This is a genomic window from Nicoliella sp. ESL1113 (genome assembly GCF_058509245.1).
The window spans coordinates 597,943-613,264 of the sequence record NZ_CP196387.1 but is presented as its reverse complement, the minus strand read 5'-3'; the positions used below and the strand labels follow the sequence as shown (position 1 = coordinate 613,264).

Annotated in this window: 16 protein-coding genes and 1 tRNA gene; 5 read left to right on the top strand and 12 right to left on the bottom strand. The window is 36.6% G+C overall.

Translation table 11 applies throughout. From position 1 onward, the window contains the following. Positions 1-48: 48 nt before the first annotated feature. Positions 49-498: a flavodoxin gene (locus ACSYTJ_RS02505; RefSeq protein ID WP_491717288.1), complete on the top strand. Its 450-nt coding sequence runs from the start codon at positions 49-51 to the stop codon at positions 496-498. A gap of 18 nt (positions 499-516) precedes the next feature. On the opposite strand, the gene ACSYTJ_RS02500 is transcribed toward ACSYTJ_RS02505, so the two are convergent. Next, positions 517-1,389, bottom strand: coding sequence for a YihY/virulence factor BrkB family protein (locus tag ACSYTJ_RS02500; RefSeq protein ID WP_491716072.1), 873 nt, complete (start codon positions 1,387-1,389; stop codon positions 517-519). Continuing rightward, entirely contained in the window at positions 1,382-2,515 is a 1,134-nt protein-coding gene (gene wecB, locus ACSYTJ_RS02495; RefSeq protein WP_491716071.1) for a non-hydrolyzing UDP-N-acetylglucosamine 2-epimerase, read from the bottom strand. Before wecB ends, ACSYTJ_RS02500 begins: the two co-directional genes overlap by 8 nt. Positions 2,516-2,671: 156 nt before the next feature. Between wecB and ACSYTJ_RS02490 the strand changes: the two genes are divergently transcribed. The 3 genes from ACSYTJ_RS02490 (at position 2,672) to rbsU (ending at position 4,990) form a co-directional block, all read left to right on the top strand. Next, entirely contained in the window at positions 2,672-3,610 is a 939-nt protein-coding gene (locus ACSYTJ_RS02490) for a glycosyltransferase family 2 protein (RefSeq protein WP_491716070.1), read from the top strand. Between the two features lie 2 nt (positions 3,611-3,612). Beyond that, on the top strand, positions 3,613-4,047 hold the full coding sequence (locus ACSYTJ_RS02485) for a GtrA family protein (RefSeq protein WP_491716069.1): 435 nt from the start codon (positions 3,613-3,615) through the stop codon (positions 4,045-4,047). A gap of 64 nt (positions 4,048-4,111) precedes the next feature. Next, entirely contained in the window at positions 4,112-4,990 is an 879-nt protein-coding gene (gene rbsU / locus ACSYTJ_RS02480) for a ribose/proton symporter RbsU (protein ID WP_491716068.1), read from the top strand. A gap of 220 nt (positions 4,991-5,210) precedes the next feature. Here rbsU and ACSYTJ_RS02475 read toward each other — a convergent pair whose 3' ends face one another. From ACSYTJ_RS02475 to ACSYTJ_RS02430, 10 genes are all read right to left on the bottom strand, one after another. Beyond that, positions 5,211-5,930: a winged helix-turn-helix transcriptional regulator gene (locus ACSYTJ_RS02475; protein ID WP_491719443.1), complete on the bottom strand. Its 720-nt coding sequence runs from the start codon at positions 5,928-5,930 to the stop codon at positions 5,211-5,213. Between the two features lie 55 nt (positions 5,931-5,985). Then, a complete protein-coding gene (gene phoU, locus ACSYTJ_RS02470; protein ID WP_491716066.1) occupies positions 5,986-6,750 on the bottom strand; it encodes a phosphate signaling complex protein PhoU in 765 nt (254 codons plus the stop codon). A gap of 12 nt (positions 6,751-6,762) precedes the next feature. Beyond that, positions 6,763-7,527, bottom strand: a complete 765-nt coding sequence (gene pstB / locus ACSYTJ_RS02465) for a phosphate ABC transporter ATP-binding protein PstB (RefSeq protein ID WP_491716065.1) — start codon at positions 7,525-7,527, stop codon at positions 6,763-6,765. A gap of 15 nt (positions 7,528-7,542) precedes the next feature. After that, positions 7,543-8,343 (bottom strand): phosphate ABC transporter ATP-binding protein PstB, encoded by an 801-nt coding sequence (pstB, locus tag ACSYTJ_RS02460; protein WP_491716064.1) that lies wholly within the window; start codon positions 8,341-8,343, stop codon positions 7,543-7,545. A 20-nt stretch (positions 8,344-8,363) separates the two neighbouring features. Then, complete coding sequence (gene pstA / locus ACSYTJ_RS02455) at positions 8,364-9,251, bottom strand: phosphate ABC transporter permease PstA (RefSeq protein WP_491716063.1); 888 nt, start codon at positions 9,249-9,251, stop codon at positions 8,364-8,366. Next, positions 9,251-10,174, bottom strand: coding sequence for a phosphate ABC transporter permease subunit PstC (gene pstC / locus ACSYTJ_RS02450; RefSeq protein ID WP_491716062.1), 924 nt, complete (start codon positions 10,172-10,174; stop codon positions 9,251-9,253). Before pstC ends, pstA begins: the two co-directional genes overlap by 1 nt. An 87-nt stretch (positions 10,175-10,261) precedes the next feature. Further along, complete coding sequence (locus ACSYTJ_RS02445) at positions 10,262-11,146, bottom strand: phosphate ABC transporter substrate-binding protein PstS family protein (RefSeq protein ID WP_491717287.1); 885 nt, start codon at positions 11,144-11,146, stop codon at positions 10,262-10,264. A gap of 129 nt (positions 11,147-11,275) precedes the next feature. After that, positions 11,276-11,348, bottom strand: a tRNA-Arg gene (locus ACSYTJ_RS02440). Positions 11,349-11,394: 46 nt separating this feature from the next. Next, positions 11,395-12,747, bottom strand: coding sequence for a DEAD/DEAH box helicase (locus ACSYTJ_RS02435; RefSeq protein ID WP_491720060.1), 1,353 nt, complete (start codon positions 12,745-12,747; stop codon positions 11,395-11,397). Continuing rightward, positions 12,737-13,405: a GH25 family lysozyme gene (locus tag ACSYTJ_RS02430; protein WP_491720127.1), complete on the bottom strand. Its 669-nt coding sequence runs from the start codon at positions 13,403-13,405 to the stop codon at positions 12,737-12,739. The genes ACSYTJ_RS02435 and ACSYTJ_RS02430 overlap by 11 nt, the downstream gene beginning before the upstream one ends. A gap of 277 nt (positions 13,406-13,682) precedes the next feature. Between ACSYTJ_RS02430 and gntK the strand changes: the two genes are divergently transcribed. Next, positions 13,683-15,230 carry a gluconokinase gene (gene gntK / locus ACSYTJ_RS02425; protein ID WP_491716059.1) on the top strand — a complete coding sequence of 516 codons (1,548 nt, stop codon included), beginning with the start codon at positions 13,683-13,685 and terminating at the stop codon, positions 15,228-15,230. Positions 15,231-15,322: the final 92 nt, after the last annotated feature.

Genomic DNA, 15,322 nt, shown 5'->3' with positions numbered 1-15,322 from the left:
AATATACGCTAATATTTTAATTAAGAATTTATGAAGGGAAAGATTATTATAATGAAAGCGCACGTTGTTTTTGCTACAATTACCGGAAATAATGAAGATGTTGCTGACATCGTCACTGAGGGCCTTGAAGACCTAGGGGTTGAAGTTATTGAAACAGAAATTTCTCAAACTGATGCTGCCGAATTTTTAAAAGCTGATATTTGTGTGGTTTGCCCATATACTTATGATGAAGGACACTTACCAGAAGAAGGACTCGACTTTTTTGACGACTTAAAAGAACTAGACTTAAATGGCAAGGTTTATGGAGTCGCTGGATCAGGAGATGAATACTACGAGGAATTTTATAACGTCGCAGTCGATTCATTTAGTGATGCATTCAAACAGGCAAATGCAACACAAGGGGCTGATAATGTTAAAATCAATCTTGAACCAGAGGGTGATGATATCAAAACCCTTGATCACTTTGCAGCCCAGCTAGTCAAATCTGCTAATCAATAATCATAAGTCACTGAACTATCATTGTTCTGTGACTTTTTTTATTCGCTCTTTTATAGATTTAGCCTTGATTTTACCCTCTTTTAGTTCCTGAATTGAAGCATTTACTACGGCGCCAAATAAAATTAATATTCCAATGAAGTATAACCAAAACATTAAAATAATAAACGTTCCTAAGGCCTTATAAGTTGAAAAGCCCTTCGAAAAGTAGGTTAAGTAAATTGAAAATCCTTGGGATAAAACTAAAATCCCAACCGTAACTACCAATGAACCAATCCAAACGTACCTAAACTTAGTGGATGCCGCTGGAATGACATAGTAAACAAACATCAATATTAAGAAAAGAATTCCTAACGAGACTGGAATCCTAACGTCGTCAATTAATTGATAGATGATTGTCGGCACCTTCAAAATCGATAAGATATACTTATTACCAAAACTGAAGAATACTAGCGTTACCGTAATTGCAACGAACATTAAGATCATCCACATAAACGAAAAAATTCTGGTGATTAACGCTCCGTGATTATTTTTAACCCCATATGCACTATCAAACGTCCGTTTTAAAGCAGCGGTTACCCGACTTGAGGACCAAATCGTAATGATAATTCCGACCGAAAGTTGTTTGCCCCCACCATTAAGGGCCGTGCTTATAATGGGACCCAGCGTTTGATTTACTTGAGGGGGCAGAAGTGGATGGAGATAATTTAAAATTGAACCACTATCAATTCCAGAAAAACTAAGAATACTACCAATAATAAATAATAATGGAAAAATTGATAACAATAAATAATAGGCAATTACAACTGCAGAATCAGAAACGTTAGCTGCTTGATAGTGATTAATAAATACGCTTACAATTCTTCTTAATTTAGTTGGTATACGATTAAGCATGATGTGTCACCCGCCCTAAATTAGCTTGAATTGCATCCAAAATCCTAGTTGATGCCTTACCATCCCCATAAGGGTTCTTAGCATCAGCCATCTTTTGATATGCAATCGGATCATCTAATAATAATTCAATCCCCTGTTTAATCAACTTGGTGTTGGTCCCCACTAATTTAAGGGTACCAGCATCCACGCCTTCTGGTCTTTCAGTTTCATCCCGTAATACTAACACTGGTTTCCCTAATGATGGTGCTTCTTCTTGGACTCCACCTGAGTCAGTCATAATAAAATAACTTTTTGCAGCCATATTATGGAAGTCAACTACCCCCAGCGGTTCAATTAAATGAACTCGTGGATCCCCATCAAAACACTCATGAGCCACTTTTTGCACCACTGGACTTAAGTGCACTGGGTATACAACTTCTACATCTGGATGCTGATCTAATTCATCCTTAATCGCATTAAAAGTCCTCCGCATTGGTTCACCATGATTCTCACGCCGATGCATCGTTAACAAAATAATACGGTGTTTCGTATCAATCTTAGATAATACAGAATGTTTATAATTAGCACTTACAGTTTGTTCTAAGGCATCAATTGCAGTATTCCCAGTAACAAAAATATTTTGTGCGTCATGATGTTCCCTTAATAGATTATCCCGACTTAACTGGGTCGGTGCAAAATATAAATCCGCTAATACATCTGTCATTTGACGATTCATTTCCTCAGGATATGGAGAATACTTATCCCATGTGCGTAGCCCTGCTTCAACATGGCCAAGGGGAATTTGGTGATAAAAACTACTGACTGCTGCAGCAAAGGTCGTTGTTGTATCACCATGAACTAAAATAATATCAGGGGCAGTATCATCAATGATTGAATCCAACCCATTAATTACAGAAGTCGTAATTCCACTTAGGGTTTGATTTGGTTTCATTACATTCAAATCATAATCAGGTTTAATTTTAAAAACGCTTAGGACTTGGTCTAACATTTCACGATGCTGGGCTGATACAACGGTAATCGGTTTAAATTGCGCTGGTCGTTTTTTCATCGCTAGGATAATGGGAGCCATTTTAATTGCTTCTGGTCGAGTCCCAAAAATCGTCATTACTTTGATCGGGGTATTCATAATATAACCTCCACTAAATTTTATGCTTAACTTTAATTATAACAAAATATTTTATCATTGTAGATTTTGTAAAATATTAACCGATTACAATTTTTTATTTACCTAGTATGATAAAATGAAAAACAGTAAATTGATACACTTAAGGGAGTAATCAACATGGAATTAATCGGATTAATCGTACCTTGTTACAACGAAGAAGAGTCCATCAAACTATTCTTTGAGACAACGGATCAGGTTTTCCAAAAAATGAATCAAAAAAACAAACTATACGAACCCTACTATTTATTTATTGATGACGGCTCATCGGATAATACGTTAAATGAAATTAAAAACCTCCAAATTAACCATCCAGATACCGTTCATTATATTTCCTTTTCTAGGAATTTTGGTAAGGAATCAGCAATGGCAGCGGGGTTGCAAAATGTAAAGGGTAAATATATTGCGATTATGGATGTTGATTTGCAAGATCCACCTGCTTTATTACCCAAAATGCTAAAAATAATTAATACTGAGGACTACGATTGCATCGGCTGTGTTCAAAAATCAAGAAAACAAAATCCAATTAGAGCCTTTTTATCCTCTAGCTTTTATAAGGTAATCAACTGGATTTCTGCTGTTAATATTAAGCCCAACGTAAGGGACTATCGTTTAATGACCCGTCAATATGTCGACAGCGTCTTGAAATTAACAGAATATAATCGTTTTACGAAGGGAATTTTTAGTTGGGTCGGTTTTAAAACTAAATACCTGGAATACGATGGCGTCCCCAGAGCTGCTGGCAAAACCCATTGGTCAATGTACCAACTAATTAACTATTCACTAGAAGGAATCGTTGATTTTTCAGATGCACCGTTGAAGCTATCAACCTTTATCGGATTGTTTTCATGTTTTGTTTCAATTATGGGCCTTTTATTTGTGATCATTAGAGCGCTATTCTTTGGTGGATCAGTTGCTGGTTGGCCATCAATGGTATCCGTGATCCTATTAATTGGCGGCATTCAACTATTCTGTCTCGGTCTAGTTGGTAACTACATTGGTAAGATCTATTTGGAAACAAAGGATCGACCAAAATACATTGTGAAAGAAAAGAAGTAATTATGTTCAAAAAAATATATATTAAAAATAAAGAAGCAATTGACTACTTATTTTGGGGTGTATTAACAACCGTTTTAAACTACATTCTCTTTTTCATCCTAACTAAGGCACCGATTACTGGTGAACAAATTAATGGTTCTGAATTTTGGCTTAATTTTTACAATACCCTCGTCGGAATCATTTGTACCATTTTTGCCTTTGTTACTAACCGTAAGTTCGTTTTTCACTCTAAAAGCTCTGGAATGAAAAACTACCTAAAAGAACTAGGGATATTCGTTCCCGGTCGATTTGGATCAATTATCATGGAAGATGTCATTATTTCAATTGGGCATGTCTATTTAGGGGTCTCCACACTAATCATGAAGGTAATTGGAGAAGTATTTGTAATTGTATTTAACTACGTTTGGTCTAAGTTTGCCGTTTTTAGAAAAAGATAGAATATTTTTTTAAATTAATGTAGAATAGATTAGTTAAATAATTTGTTGCTTAGGAGGAATGAATGTGAATACAGTTGCATTATTAATTGGATTAGGACCACTATTTGGGTGGGGATTATTTCCGACGATTGCATCTAAAATTGGTGGAAAGCCAAATAACCAAATTTTAGGAACTACGATTGGAACCCTGTGCTTAGCAATCCTATTTGCGGTAGTTAGACAATTGCAAATTCCAACAGGTGGTGCCTTTATTCTAGCAATGCTATCAGGGATTGGTTGGGATTTTGGTCAAGTATTAGCTTTCAAGTCGTATCAACTAATCGGTTCATCAAGAACGATGCCGATCACTACTGCTTTACAATTAATCGTAACATCGCTTTGGGGTGTCTTTGCATTAGGCAATTGGAGTACCATAAATCAAAAAATAATTGGAATTGTCGCATTAATCGTTATTATTATTGGTGCAATTATGACTTCTTGGCAGGAAAAAAATGATAAGGCAGGTTCATCACAATTAGGTAAGGCAACCATCCTACTTATAATTGGGGTGTTCGGCTATTGGTCATATTCAGCAGCTCCCCAAGCCGCTCATATTGATGGGGTCCACGCCTTTTTACCACAAGCAATCGGAATGGTTATTGGTGCTGTTATCTACAACCTATTTACGATTAAAAAAGAAAATGTATTCAAAGAAAAAGTATCATACATGCAAATCTTTGCGGGATTTTTCTTTGGATTCGCTGCACTTACTTACTTAGTATCTGCTCAACCCGATATGAATGGTTTAGCAACTGGATTTGTGCTTTCGCAAACTTCGGTGATCGTAGCAACGATTACTGGAATCTTCTTCTTAAACCAAAGGAAAACTAATAAAGAAATGATCGTTACGGTAATTGGTTTAATTCTAATTCTAATCTCGGCTACTGTGACCGCATTTATATAAAACAAAAATAAAGCCCCCATACGTTGAACAGAAAATGTTCAGTATATGGGGGCTTTATTTTGGCCAAATATAACAGAATTGTAATGATTTAGCGATGGTTAAATGCGTATAAACAAGTTTTACAAGGCAGCATATTAGAGGTAGAACAATGCCCTTTATTCATTCAATTTTCAATAAAAAAGAACGTCTCTAAGTGCCTGAAAGACGTTCTTTTTTATCTTTATTCAAATTGATATCCAAAACCACGAATGGTCTTTATTTTAGCCTCATCATTAGCTAACGTTTTTAACTTATCTCGTAAATGGCTAATATGCATATCAACAATTCTAGACGAAATGTAGGAAAATTCATCTTGCTCAGATCCCCACACTCCGTTGTATATTTTCTCTCGACTTAAAACCATTCCGCTATGGCGAATCAAATAGTTCATTAAGTAAAATTCTTTGGGGGTTAGCTTCATATTATCATCATAATACTGAACTTGAAAATGTTTTAAATCAACAGTGAAATGCTTGTACTTAATCAAATTAGTGTGTTTACTAGTTTTAGAATTGTCGCTATCATTGTTAATACGATTATAGACCCAATTACGCTGTTCAATTCTTAAAATAATGCCAATCCCTTCTTCTGGGTCGACAATATAATCATCAAAATGTGCCTCAAAAATTGCTTGCTCATGCTCAGCACTATACTTTTTCTCAATTGTAATCATTGGTCCATTAAAATTTTCACGAACTGATTTTAATGCTCGCAATGAATCCTTGAATGTTTTTGTCAAATCTAAATCCCAAACAATTCCAACAATTTTAGAGCTATTAAGATAGCTATCAATGTCTGAAATATTCGTAAAATTATTGATGAAAAAGCCACGACTATTACCAGCCGCATTGATTTTCATCGCTAATTTCAAATGATTTGTAACTAACAAAATCGTGTTCATTCTTCCACCCCAAAGTTAAATTAATTAAAAATGAATATTAAATCGTTTTTAATCATTACTTGGATGAACTATCTTCTGATTCCTTTGCTTCTTTTAAATTAGAATTATCAACCTCTTCTTTTTCGGTCTTTAATTCATTTTTGATTAAATCAGGTTCAATTTTTCCTGGATTTAATTCCACTAGCTTACCAGAATGATTATATACAACCCATTCGTCAAGATTGACAATGTGATCTCCGATTCTTTCAAGTAAACGAACAACTAATAAATAACTAGCTGCGGAAGGAATTTTCTTAGTATCCTTTTCAATTTCAGCAATAATTAAATTACGAGATTCAACAAAATATTTATCAATTGTTAGGTCATCTTGAGCAATCAATTTAGCTGCTGATTCATTTTCATGAAGGTAAGCATCAAGAGTTGCTTCAAGCATTTCTCTAATCTTTAAAGTCATCTTCGAAATAATATCGTCAACATCAGATAATTTTTGTTTTTTCTTCATCCGAAGGGTTTCTTGGGCAATTGAACTAGCGTGGTCACCAATTCTTTCCAAATCAGAACTTGCCTTTAAAATACAAATAATTTGTCTAAAGTAAGCCGCTACCGGTTGTTGTAAAGCAATTAAGTTCAATGCTTCCTTTTCAAGATCTACTTCTTCGGTGTTAACTTGAGAATCATCGTTAACAATTAACTTAGCTCTGGACTTATCGTGGTTCATGAAAGTAGTTGAGGCTTGATAAATTTGTTCACTAACGTTAATCCCCATGTTCATGAAAGTAGTTTGTAACTCTTTAAGTTCTTCTAAAAATTCGTCGTGCATTATATTTCCCCCTTATCCAAACTTACCATTAAGGTAATCATTGGTTTCCTTTTCCTTTGGATTAATGAAAATTTCTTTAGTAGGGCCAGCTTCAACTAGATTTCCATCTAGTAAGAATGCAGTTTGATCCGAGATACGAGATGCTTGCTGCATATTATGAGTAACAATAATAATAGTATAGTCCTCTTTAATCTTTAGTAAAGTATTTTCAATCGCATAACTAGAGATAGGATCAAGCGCACTGGTTGGTTCATCTAAAAGAATAATTTCAGGTTTAACAGCTAATACCCGTGCAATACAAATTCTTTGTTGTTGACCACCAGAGAATGATAGTGCACTATCATTTAAATTATCCTTTACTTCATCCCAAACAGCAGCTTTTTTCAAGCTGTCCTCTACAATTTTGTCCATTTCATCCTTAGAAACTTTACTCCGTCCTGCTAATTTTACACCATAAGCAACGTTTTCGTAAACAGAAAATGGAAAAGGATTGGGTTGTTGAAACACCATTCCAACTTTTTTTCTTAATTCGGTAATATCAACATCTGGTGCATAGATGTCTTTGGTATCTAACTTAATACTACCAGTAACGGTTACATCTGGAAGCAAATCGTTAATTCGATTTAAACATCTTAAATAAGTTGATTTTCCAGAACCAGATGGTCCAATCAAAGCAGTAATTTCATTCTTTTTAAAATCTAAATTTACTCCATGCAAAGCCTCTTTTTCTCCGTAATAGAGGCGAACATTTTCTGATGTGATAATTTTATCTGTCATTGTGCTACCCCCATTTTAACCGAAGTTACCAGAAATATAATCTTCAGTTGCTTTAACGTGTGGATTAGTAAATATTCTTTCAGTCTTATCGAATTCAAGCGCATGGCCTAAATGGAAGAATGAAGTATAGTCACTGATCCGAGAAGCTTGTTGCATATTGTGAGTCACAATGATGATCGTATAATCCTTCTTCAATTGATTCAAAGTGTTTTCAATATTTTTAGTTGAAATTGGATCCAATGCACTCGCAGGTTCATCCATTAACAAGATGTCTGGCTTCATTGCAATCGCTCTTGCAATACATAGTCTTTGAGCTTGACCACCAGAAAGGGAAAGCGCACTTTTATCAAGACGATCCTTAACTTCATCCCAAAGCGATGCGCCCTTTAAACTTTCCTCGACCCGCTTATCTAATTCGGACTTATCCTTAAGACCATGTTGTTTTAAAGCAAATGTAATGTTTTCACGAATTGATTTAGCAAATGGGTTTGGTCTTTGGAATACCATTCCAATATGGCTTCTAACCTCATAAACGTTAACATCTGAGGTATTGATATCCATACCCCGATAAAGGATTTGCCCAGTCACACGTGCAACATCGTCATTCATTCGATTTAAACACCTTAAATAAGTGGACTTCCCAGAACCAGAAGCACCGATCAAAGCGGTAATTTTATTTCTAGAAAATGATAAATTCCCATCATGAAAAGCATGGTTATCACCATAATAAACTTGAATATCTTTGGTTACTAACGCTTTTTCCTCATCGAAAGAAGCGAAGTAGGTATCATTAAAATCATAGTTTTTAAAAGCCACAATTATTTCTCCTTCACAGATTACTTACTAGCAGTCATTTTATCATAGAGTCGCTTACCAATGTAGTGAGCACCTAAGTTAAAAATCAAGATAACAATAATCAAGACCGCAGAAGAGCCACTTGAAATTTGAGCAGCATCAGGAGTAACCCCTTCTGTATTAACTTTCCAAATGTGAACAGCTAATGTTTCAGCTGGCCGCATTGGGTTTAAGAAACTAGCAGTATCAAATGGATTAAAATCTGTATAGCTAATTACTGGAGCACTTTCACCAGCGGTATAAATTAAAGCAGCAGCTTCACCAAACACCCGTCCAGCACTAAGAATGATCCCAGTAATAATTCCAGGGATGGCAATTGGGAAAATAATTCCAGTGATGGTTTTCCATCTTGAAAGGCCTAGTGATGCACCAGCTTGTCTTTGTAAGTCAGGAACGGATTCTAATGATTCTTGGATACTTCTAGTTAATAAAGGTAAATTGAAGAACGTTAATGCAATTGCACCAGATAGAATTGAGAAACCTAATTGGAATTCAATAACAAAAAGCAAGTAACAGAATAAACCAACAATGATTGAAGGTAGCGAACTTAATACTTCAATTGATGTTTGAATCAAGTTTGTAAACCAATTCTTAGGTGCGTATTCAGCTAAGTAAATCCCTGAACCTAACGCAATTGGAAATGAAATAATCAAGGTTAAGATCAATAGGTAAATGGAATTAAATAATTGGTCTCTAATTCCCCCACCAGCAGAAAATGATTGTGAAACAGAGGTTAAGAAATGCCATGAAATATGAGGCACTCCAGTAATCAAGATAAAACCGATCAGTAAAGCTAAGATGACAACAACGACTGCTACTAATAAGTAAATAACAGCGTCTGCAATTTTATTGGCAATTTTCGGATTCATTATTTATTCAAGTCTCCCTTCGAACCAACGAATTTAACGGCGATGTTAAATACAAGTGACATTAGTAATAGGATTAATGCTAATGACCAAAGGGCATTATTTGGTAATGATCCCATAACAGTATTACCAATTCCAGTAGTTAATTGACTAGTCAAAGTTGCGGCTGGAGTTAACAAACTCTTTGGCATTAAGGTAGCATTACCAATAACCATTTGAACGGCTAAGGCTTCACCAAACGCCCGTGCCATCCCAAAAATAATCGCAGTTAAGATTCCTGGTGTTGCAGCTCTTAAAATCACTTTGTAAATTGTTTGCCAACGAGTTGCTCCTAAGGCAAGTGATGCTTCAAGGTAGTAACGTGGCACAGCCTTTAAGCTATCAACAGTCAAAGAAGTAATGGTTGGTAATACCATTACAAATAACACGATGGTTCCTGATAGAATCCCAAAACCAGTTCCGCCATAGATTCCACGAATGAAAGGAACGACTAAGGTTAAACCAATGTAACCATAAACAACTGATGGAATTCCGACCAATAATTCAATGATTGCTTGTAGGAACCCTTTTCCATGTTTAGGAGCAATGATCGTCATAAATAACGAAACCGCAATCGCAAATGGAGTCGCAACTAATGCTGATAAAACTGTAACTGCAAAAGATGTAACAATCATTGGGAGAGCCCCTACTTCAGGATTACCATGGGCATCTACTTGGCCTGGACTCCAGTTAGTTCCTGAAAGAAACGACCATAAATTTACATTGTTTTTAGTAAAAGTAGACATCCCGAATGAAATAATAAAATACAAAACCAATAAAACTAAAAGCATAATTGCAACAATACAAGTATAACTGATGACCTTACCAACCGTTTCTTGTTTCGTTTCCTTAGAAGGCTTCATCAACTTTGCTTTGATTTGATCCATTTAATCTAATCCCCCGTAAAATAGAAAGAACTGGATAGCGGTACTAAACGTACTCCTCCAGTCCCTCTATTAATAAATTGTTTTTAATTACTTGTTAGTAACTTTGTTGTCAGCATCCTTAGTAACCTTCATGTTTGAGATACTGATGTAACCAAGTTTCTTAACTAATCCGTTTTGAACCTTGTCAGATTGGATGTACTTGATGAACTTTTCAGCTTCCTTGTTTGGAGTAGCTGGAGTGTACATGTGTTCGTATGACCAGATCTTCCACTTGTTAGTTTCAACGTTTTCATCAGTTGGCTTAACATTGTCAATTGAAAGTGCTTGTAACTTGTCATTTAAGAATGAGAATGCAAGGTAACTAACAGCACCAGGAGTTGTTGAAACGATCTTTTGAACAGTACCATTTGAGTCTTGTTCTTGAGCCTTAACAGCAGTTGCGCCACCTAGAACAGCTTGTTCGAATGTAGCACGAGTACCACTACCCTTAGCACGGTTAACAACGCTAATCTTTTCGTCCTTACCACCAACTTGTTTCCAGTTAGTGATCTTACCAGTAAAGATTTGCTTTAATTGATCCATGGTAACGTTCTTAACGCCGGCATCCTTGTTAACAACTGGAGCCATACCAACAACTGCAACTTGGTGATCCTTTAATTCGCTAGCCTTAATACCTGATTGCTTTTCAGCAAAAATATCAGAATTACCAATTTGAACAGCCTTTTGTTGTACTTGGCTTAAACCAGTACCTGAACCACCACCTTGAACGGTGATACTTGCACCTGAATTAGCACTTTGGAAATCAGTAGCTGCTTGTTCTACAAGTGGTTGTAAAGCAGTTGAACCAACAGCAGTAATTTTGGTACTTGAACTTGATGAACTAGAACCACTGTTTGATGACTTGCTTCCACATCCTGCAAGTAATACACCAGATACACCTAAAATTGTTACAAATGATAACGCTTTTTTCATACTAAGCATTAAAAGAGCCTCCCTGAAAGTCCTTTATTTATTTAACAAGTTCATTCTAACAAGGCAATGTAAATATAATATCTGATTTTTGTAAATTTTGTGTAAATTTTTTAGTCGATTTGTTACAAATGACCCCACCCGGACTCGAACCGGGATCATCCGCTTAGGAGGCGGGTGCCCTATCCTGTTGTGCTATGGGGCCACAACACTCTTAATTCTCTCATCTTTACAATGTAAAGTAAAGGGGGTTATTTGTCAGCATCACGCCATTTTTTTCGCATGCCCTTATTCTTTAAATGTTTTTTATTACGATGTTTGAGCTGCTTTTTAGTTGCTTTTAATGGTTTGTCCGACTTAGGGGCTGACTTTTTACGCGGCTTTCTTTGTGGCTTTTCTTCATTAGTTTGAATGCTTGCTGCGGATTGCTCAACATTAGAAGCTGGTTTTGAAGCTGTCGGTTCAATCTTTGGTGCAGAAGAGTGCGGCTTTTTAGTACTGACTTTATCAACTAGATTATTTTGATAGAAAAACGTTGGCCGTAAATCATAGCCGTTGTCCACGATCAACCTTTTTAAATCTCTAAAATCATGATCATTCCCAAAATTAACTACTAGACCGGGTTCACCCATCCGCCCGGTTCTGCCGACCCGATGGACGTATTGATTAGCTTCCTTAGGCAGATCAAAATTCACCACGGCTGGTAATTTAACAATATCCAACCCCCGCGCCGCAACATCAGTAGTAAGCAATAATTTATAGTGGCCCTTTCGAAATCCTGAAATCGCTTTTTGTCGTTGCATTTGATTCATATTACTAGTTAAAGAAGCAACATTAGTTATGTGATTATGTCTAAAAAAACTGTAAGCTCTGTTTAAATCCAATAGTTGATCGAAGAATACCAGTGCTTTGAAGCCATTAATATGAAGTAAGCGATTCAACATTTGGTTGCGATTACCACGCGAAACGTTCAATAGCCGATGTTTGACTTCACCTGAGCTATGGTCGATCGATCGAACGTCAATCAATTCTGGTTCAACGTTGAACCATTGTTTTAGGGAATGCAGAATTTCGGTATCAGTTGCCGAAAAGAACGTTAATTGAACGTCGGATGGCCCCTGATTAATAATTGACCTCACCGAGGATAAAGTCGTGTCTTGCAATAAATCATCAGCTTCGTCTATTACCACAGTTTGTAAATGGTGTAGCTTTAGCTTATGTTCATCCAGTAAGTTTAAGACCCTTCCTGGCGTACCAACTACTATTTCAGGACGCTTCTTTAATTTTTCAATTTGTCGCTTTACGTTTGCGCCACCAGTTAGCGCTAATACCTTCGCATCGTTCAATTTTGCCCAATCCCTTATTACAGAAGTGATTTGCATTGCTAATTCTTGTGATGGTTCTAATACCAACACTTGAGTCCCAGCACCTGGGGTCAATTTTTCAACGATCGGAATGGTAAAAGCAACCGTTTTACCTGATCCAGTTGGGGATAGTCCTAATACTGATTTTCCATCTATGATTGGTTGATATACCTGATCTTGAATCGGTGTTAAATGATCAAAACTGAGTTGTTTAAAATGTTGTGCAAAGTTAGTTTTCAATTGTGATTCCCCCATTTTTTAATAAATGCGGCCGAATGTAATTCAACCATTGTCGCTTATTCCCGCTAAATACCGATTGAATGAATTGTTGATTTTGTCCATCATTTTTTAACGTTTGATTCGCATTGTATGTTTTCAATGCGATCTGATTATGTTCTAAGCTATTATTGAGCGACCAGAATAAGCATAGCTGTTTACCAAACTTAACTTGCTGATAGATCTTATTGGTCGTCCAAATTACGACGCGCCGATCATAACGCTTTTGCACTAAACCAATAAATTTACGCACTGATGTTATTTGCTGGTGATTCAATTCCGCTTCATTCGTGTTGATTTGAATTGCAATTGGCAGGATTCCAACATTATTTCCTACTTCAGAACTAAAATTAGCAAACTGATTCTTAGCGCTACTGCTAAAACTAAACGAATGATAAACGCCCACTTTTAAATCGGATCCTTGGGAACGTTGATAATTATCAGCAAAGTCGTCATCAGTATAGATCGAACCTTGACTAGCACGAATATACACAAATTTTTCACCAATGTTAGCCAATGAAATAAAATCAACATGACTATTTTGTTGGCTAATGGTCACCCCACGAATTGGGTAGCTATTTAATTTGCGATTTTGATAATGTTGATACCAATTCATTCCCATCAACGATAAAAAAATAAGCCCCATCAAAATTATCAATTTAAAAAAACTGCGGATTCGGCTAATCCGCCGTAACTTAGTAAATCGGGCCACCCTAGAATTACTATTATTATTCAAAATAATCATTCCAATTTCATTAATATATCAATTATACATTACAAATATCTGATAATCGAATTTAATACGGCTATTGCTTGAAGGTGTATAATTGATTTCATATAATATAAACGACATTAACCATTATTTTTATAAAACAAAAATAAAGAGATGAGGTAACAAAATGAACTATATTATTGGTGTAGATATTGGAACCACAAGTGCAAAGGTCATTTTATATGATGAAAACGGTCAAATTGCTGGTCTCCAAAATAACGGCTATCCAATGTACCAAGATACGCCCGATATGTCGGAAGAAGATCCAGATGAAATCCTAGGTGCCACCGTCAGGGGGATTCGAAAGTTAACCGCAATGGTCGATCAAGAAAAAGATACTATCAAGGGCGTTTCGTTCTCATGTGCCATGCATAGTTTGATCGTCTTAGATGATGAATACAAGCCATTGACGCGTGCCATCACTTGGGGCGATAACCGTGCTTATAAATACGCCCAAGAACTTAAGCAAAGCGATATGGGCCAAAAGCTATATGAAGCCACCGGGACGCCAATCCATCCAATGACCCCACTATCTAAAATTCTTTGGCTCAAACATGACCATCAGGATATTTATAATCAAGCTCGCTGGTACATCGGTATCAAGGAATACATCTTGCATCGTTTCTTTGGCGTTTTAAAGGAAGACTACTCAATCGCCAATGCTACTGGGATGTTTAACATCTACACCCTCGATTGGGATGAAGATGCACTTAAATTAACTGGGGTTAGTCGTGACCAATTACCAGAACTAGTTGATACCACTTACCAACTAACGGGCTTACACCCAACCACTGCCAAACTACTTAACCTAGATCCAAGTACGCCGTTCGTCATTGGATCATCTGATGGTCCATTAGCAAACCTCGGGGTCAACGCCATTCAACCCGGTGTCGAAGCCGTTACGATTGGAACCTCAGGTGCTGTTCGAATCATGTCTGACAAGCCTAAGACGGATAAAAAGGGACGGGTCTTTTGTTACTACCTCACTAAGGGAATGTGGGTCATTGGTGGTCCCGTTAACAATGGTGGAAGCGTCTTCAAGTGGGTCCGTGATCAACTCTGTGCCCCTGAAAAAGTAACTGCTGAACAAATGGGTGTGAGTGCATATGAAATCCTAACTAAGATTGCTTCAAAGATTAATGCTGGTTCAGATGGCTTGATCTTCCACCCCTACCTTGGTGGGGAAAGAGCTCCAATCTGGAACGCCAACGCGCGGGGATCATTCTTTGGTTTGACTAGAATCCATACCAGAGCACACATGATCAGAGCCGCATTGGAAGGAATTGTTTATAACCTCTATACTGTCTCACTTGCATTAAAGGAAGTCGTCGGTGAACCTAAGTCGATCCAAGTAACAGGTGGATTTGCACAATCTGCCATTTGTCGACAAATTATTTCTGATATTTTTGAACAAGAGGTTCACATTCCAGAAAGCGTCGAAGGAACTGCATTAGGGGCTGCCACCCTTGGAATGTATAGTTTAGGAATGATTGATGACTTGGCAGAAGTTAAGCACTTTGTTGGGAAGAGTTTTGCCCTCGAACCGAACCAAGAAAACTACGAAATTTATCGTGAATTACTACCAATTTTCATTCGATTAACCCGTGAATTTGAATCAGAATATAAAAACATTGCTGATTTCCAAAGACGCCACGATGTTGATCTAAGTAACTAAAATAAACCTTTAAATAACCATCAATTTAGATTGATGGTTATTTTTTTGGGTAAAAATGACGAGTTCTTAAAAAAGTGTTAAAATAGTTTCAT

What these genes read in the sequence shown, in the direction of transcription:
- ACSYTJ_RS02500 (WP_491716072.1), bottom strand. Translation starts at nt 1,389, where the DNA reads ATGCTTAATCGTATACCAACTAAATTAAGAAGAATTGTAAGCGTATTT.
- ACSYTJ_RS02430 (WP_491720127.1), bottom strand. Translation starts at nt 13,405, where the DNA reads ATGGGAATGAATTGGTATCAACATTATCAAAATCGCAAATTAAATAGC.
- ACSYTJ_RS02475 (WP_491719443.1), bottom strand. Translation starts at nt 5,930, where the DNA reads ATGAACACGATTTTGTTAGTTACAAATCATTTGAAATTAGCGATGAAA.
- pstC (WP_491716062.1), bottom strand. Translation starts at nt 10,174, where the DNA reads ATGGATCAAATCAAAGCAAAGTTGATGAAGCCTTCTAAGGAAACGAAA.
- phoU (WP_491716066.1), bottom strand. Translation starts at nt 6,750, where the DNA reads ATGCACGACGAATTTTTAGAAGAACTTAAAGAGTTACAAACTACTTTC.
- ACSYTJ_RS02445 (WP_491717287.1), bottom strand. Translation starts at nt 11,146, where the DNA reads ATGAAAAAAGCGTTATCATTTGTAACAATTTTAGGTGTATCTGGTGTA.
- ACSYTJ_RS02485 (WP_491716069.1), top strand. Translation starts at nt 3,613, where the DNA reads ATGTTCAAAAAAATATATATTAAAAATAAAGAAGCAATTGACTACTTA.
- gntK (WP_491716059.1), top strand. Translation starts at nt 13,683, where the DNA reads ATGAACTATATTATTGGTGTAGATATTGGAACCACAAGTGCAAAGGTC.
- wecB (WP_491716071.1), bottom strand. Translation starts at nt 2,515, where the DNA reads ATGAATACCCCGATCAAAGTAATGACGATTTTTGGGACTCGACCAGAA.
- pstA (WP_491716063.1), bottom strand. Translation starts at nt 9,251, where the DNA reads ATGAATCCGAAAATTGCCAATAAAATTGCAGACGCTGTTATTTACTTA.
- ACSYTJ_RS02490 (WP_491716070.1), top strand. Translation starts at nt 2,672, where the DNA reads ATGGAATTAATCGGATTAATCGTACCTTGTTACAACGAAGAAGAGTCC.
- pstB (WP_491716065.1), bottom strand. Translation starts at nt 7,527, where the DNA reads ATGACAGATAAAATTATCACATCAGAAAATGTTCGCCTCTATTACGGA.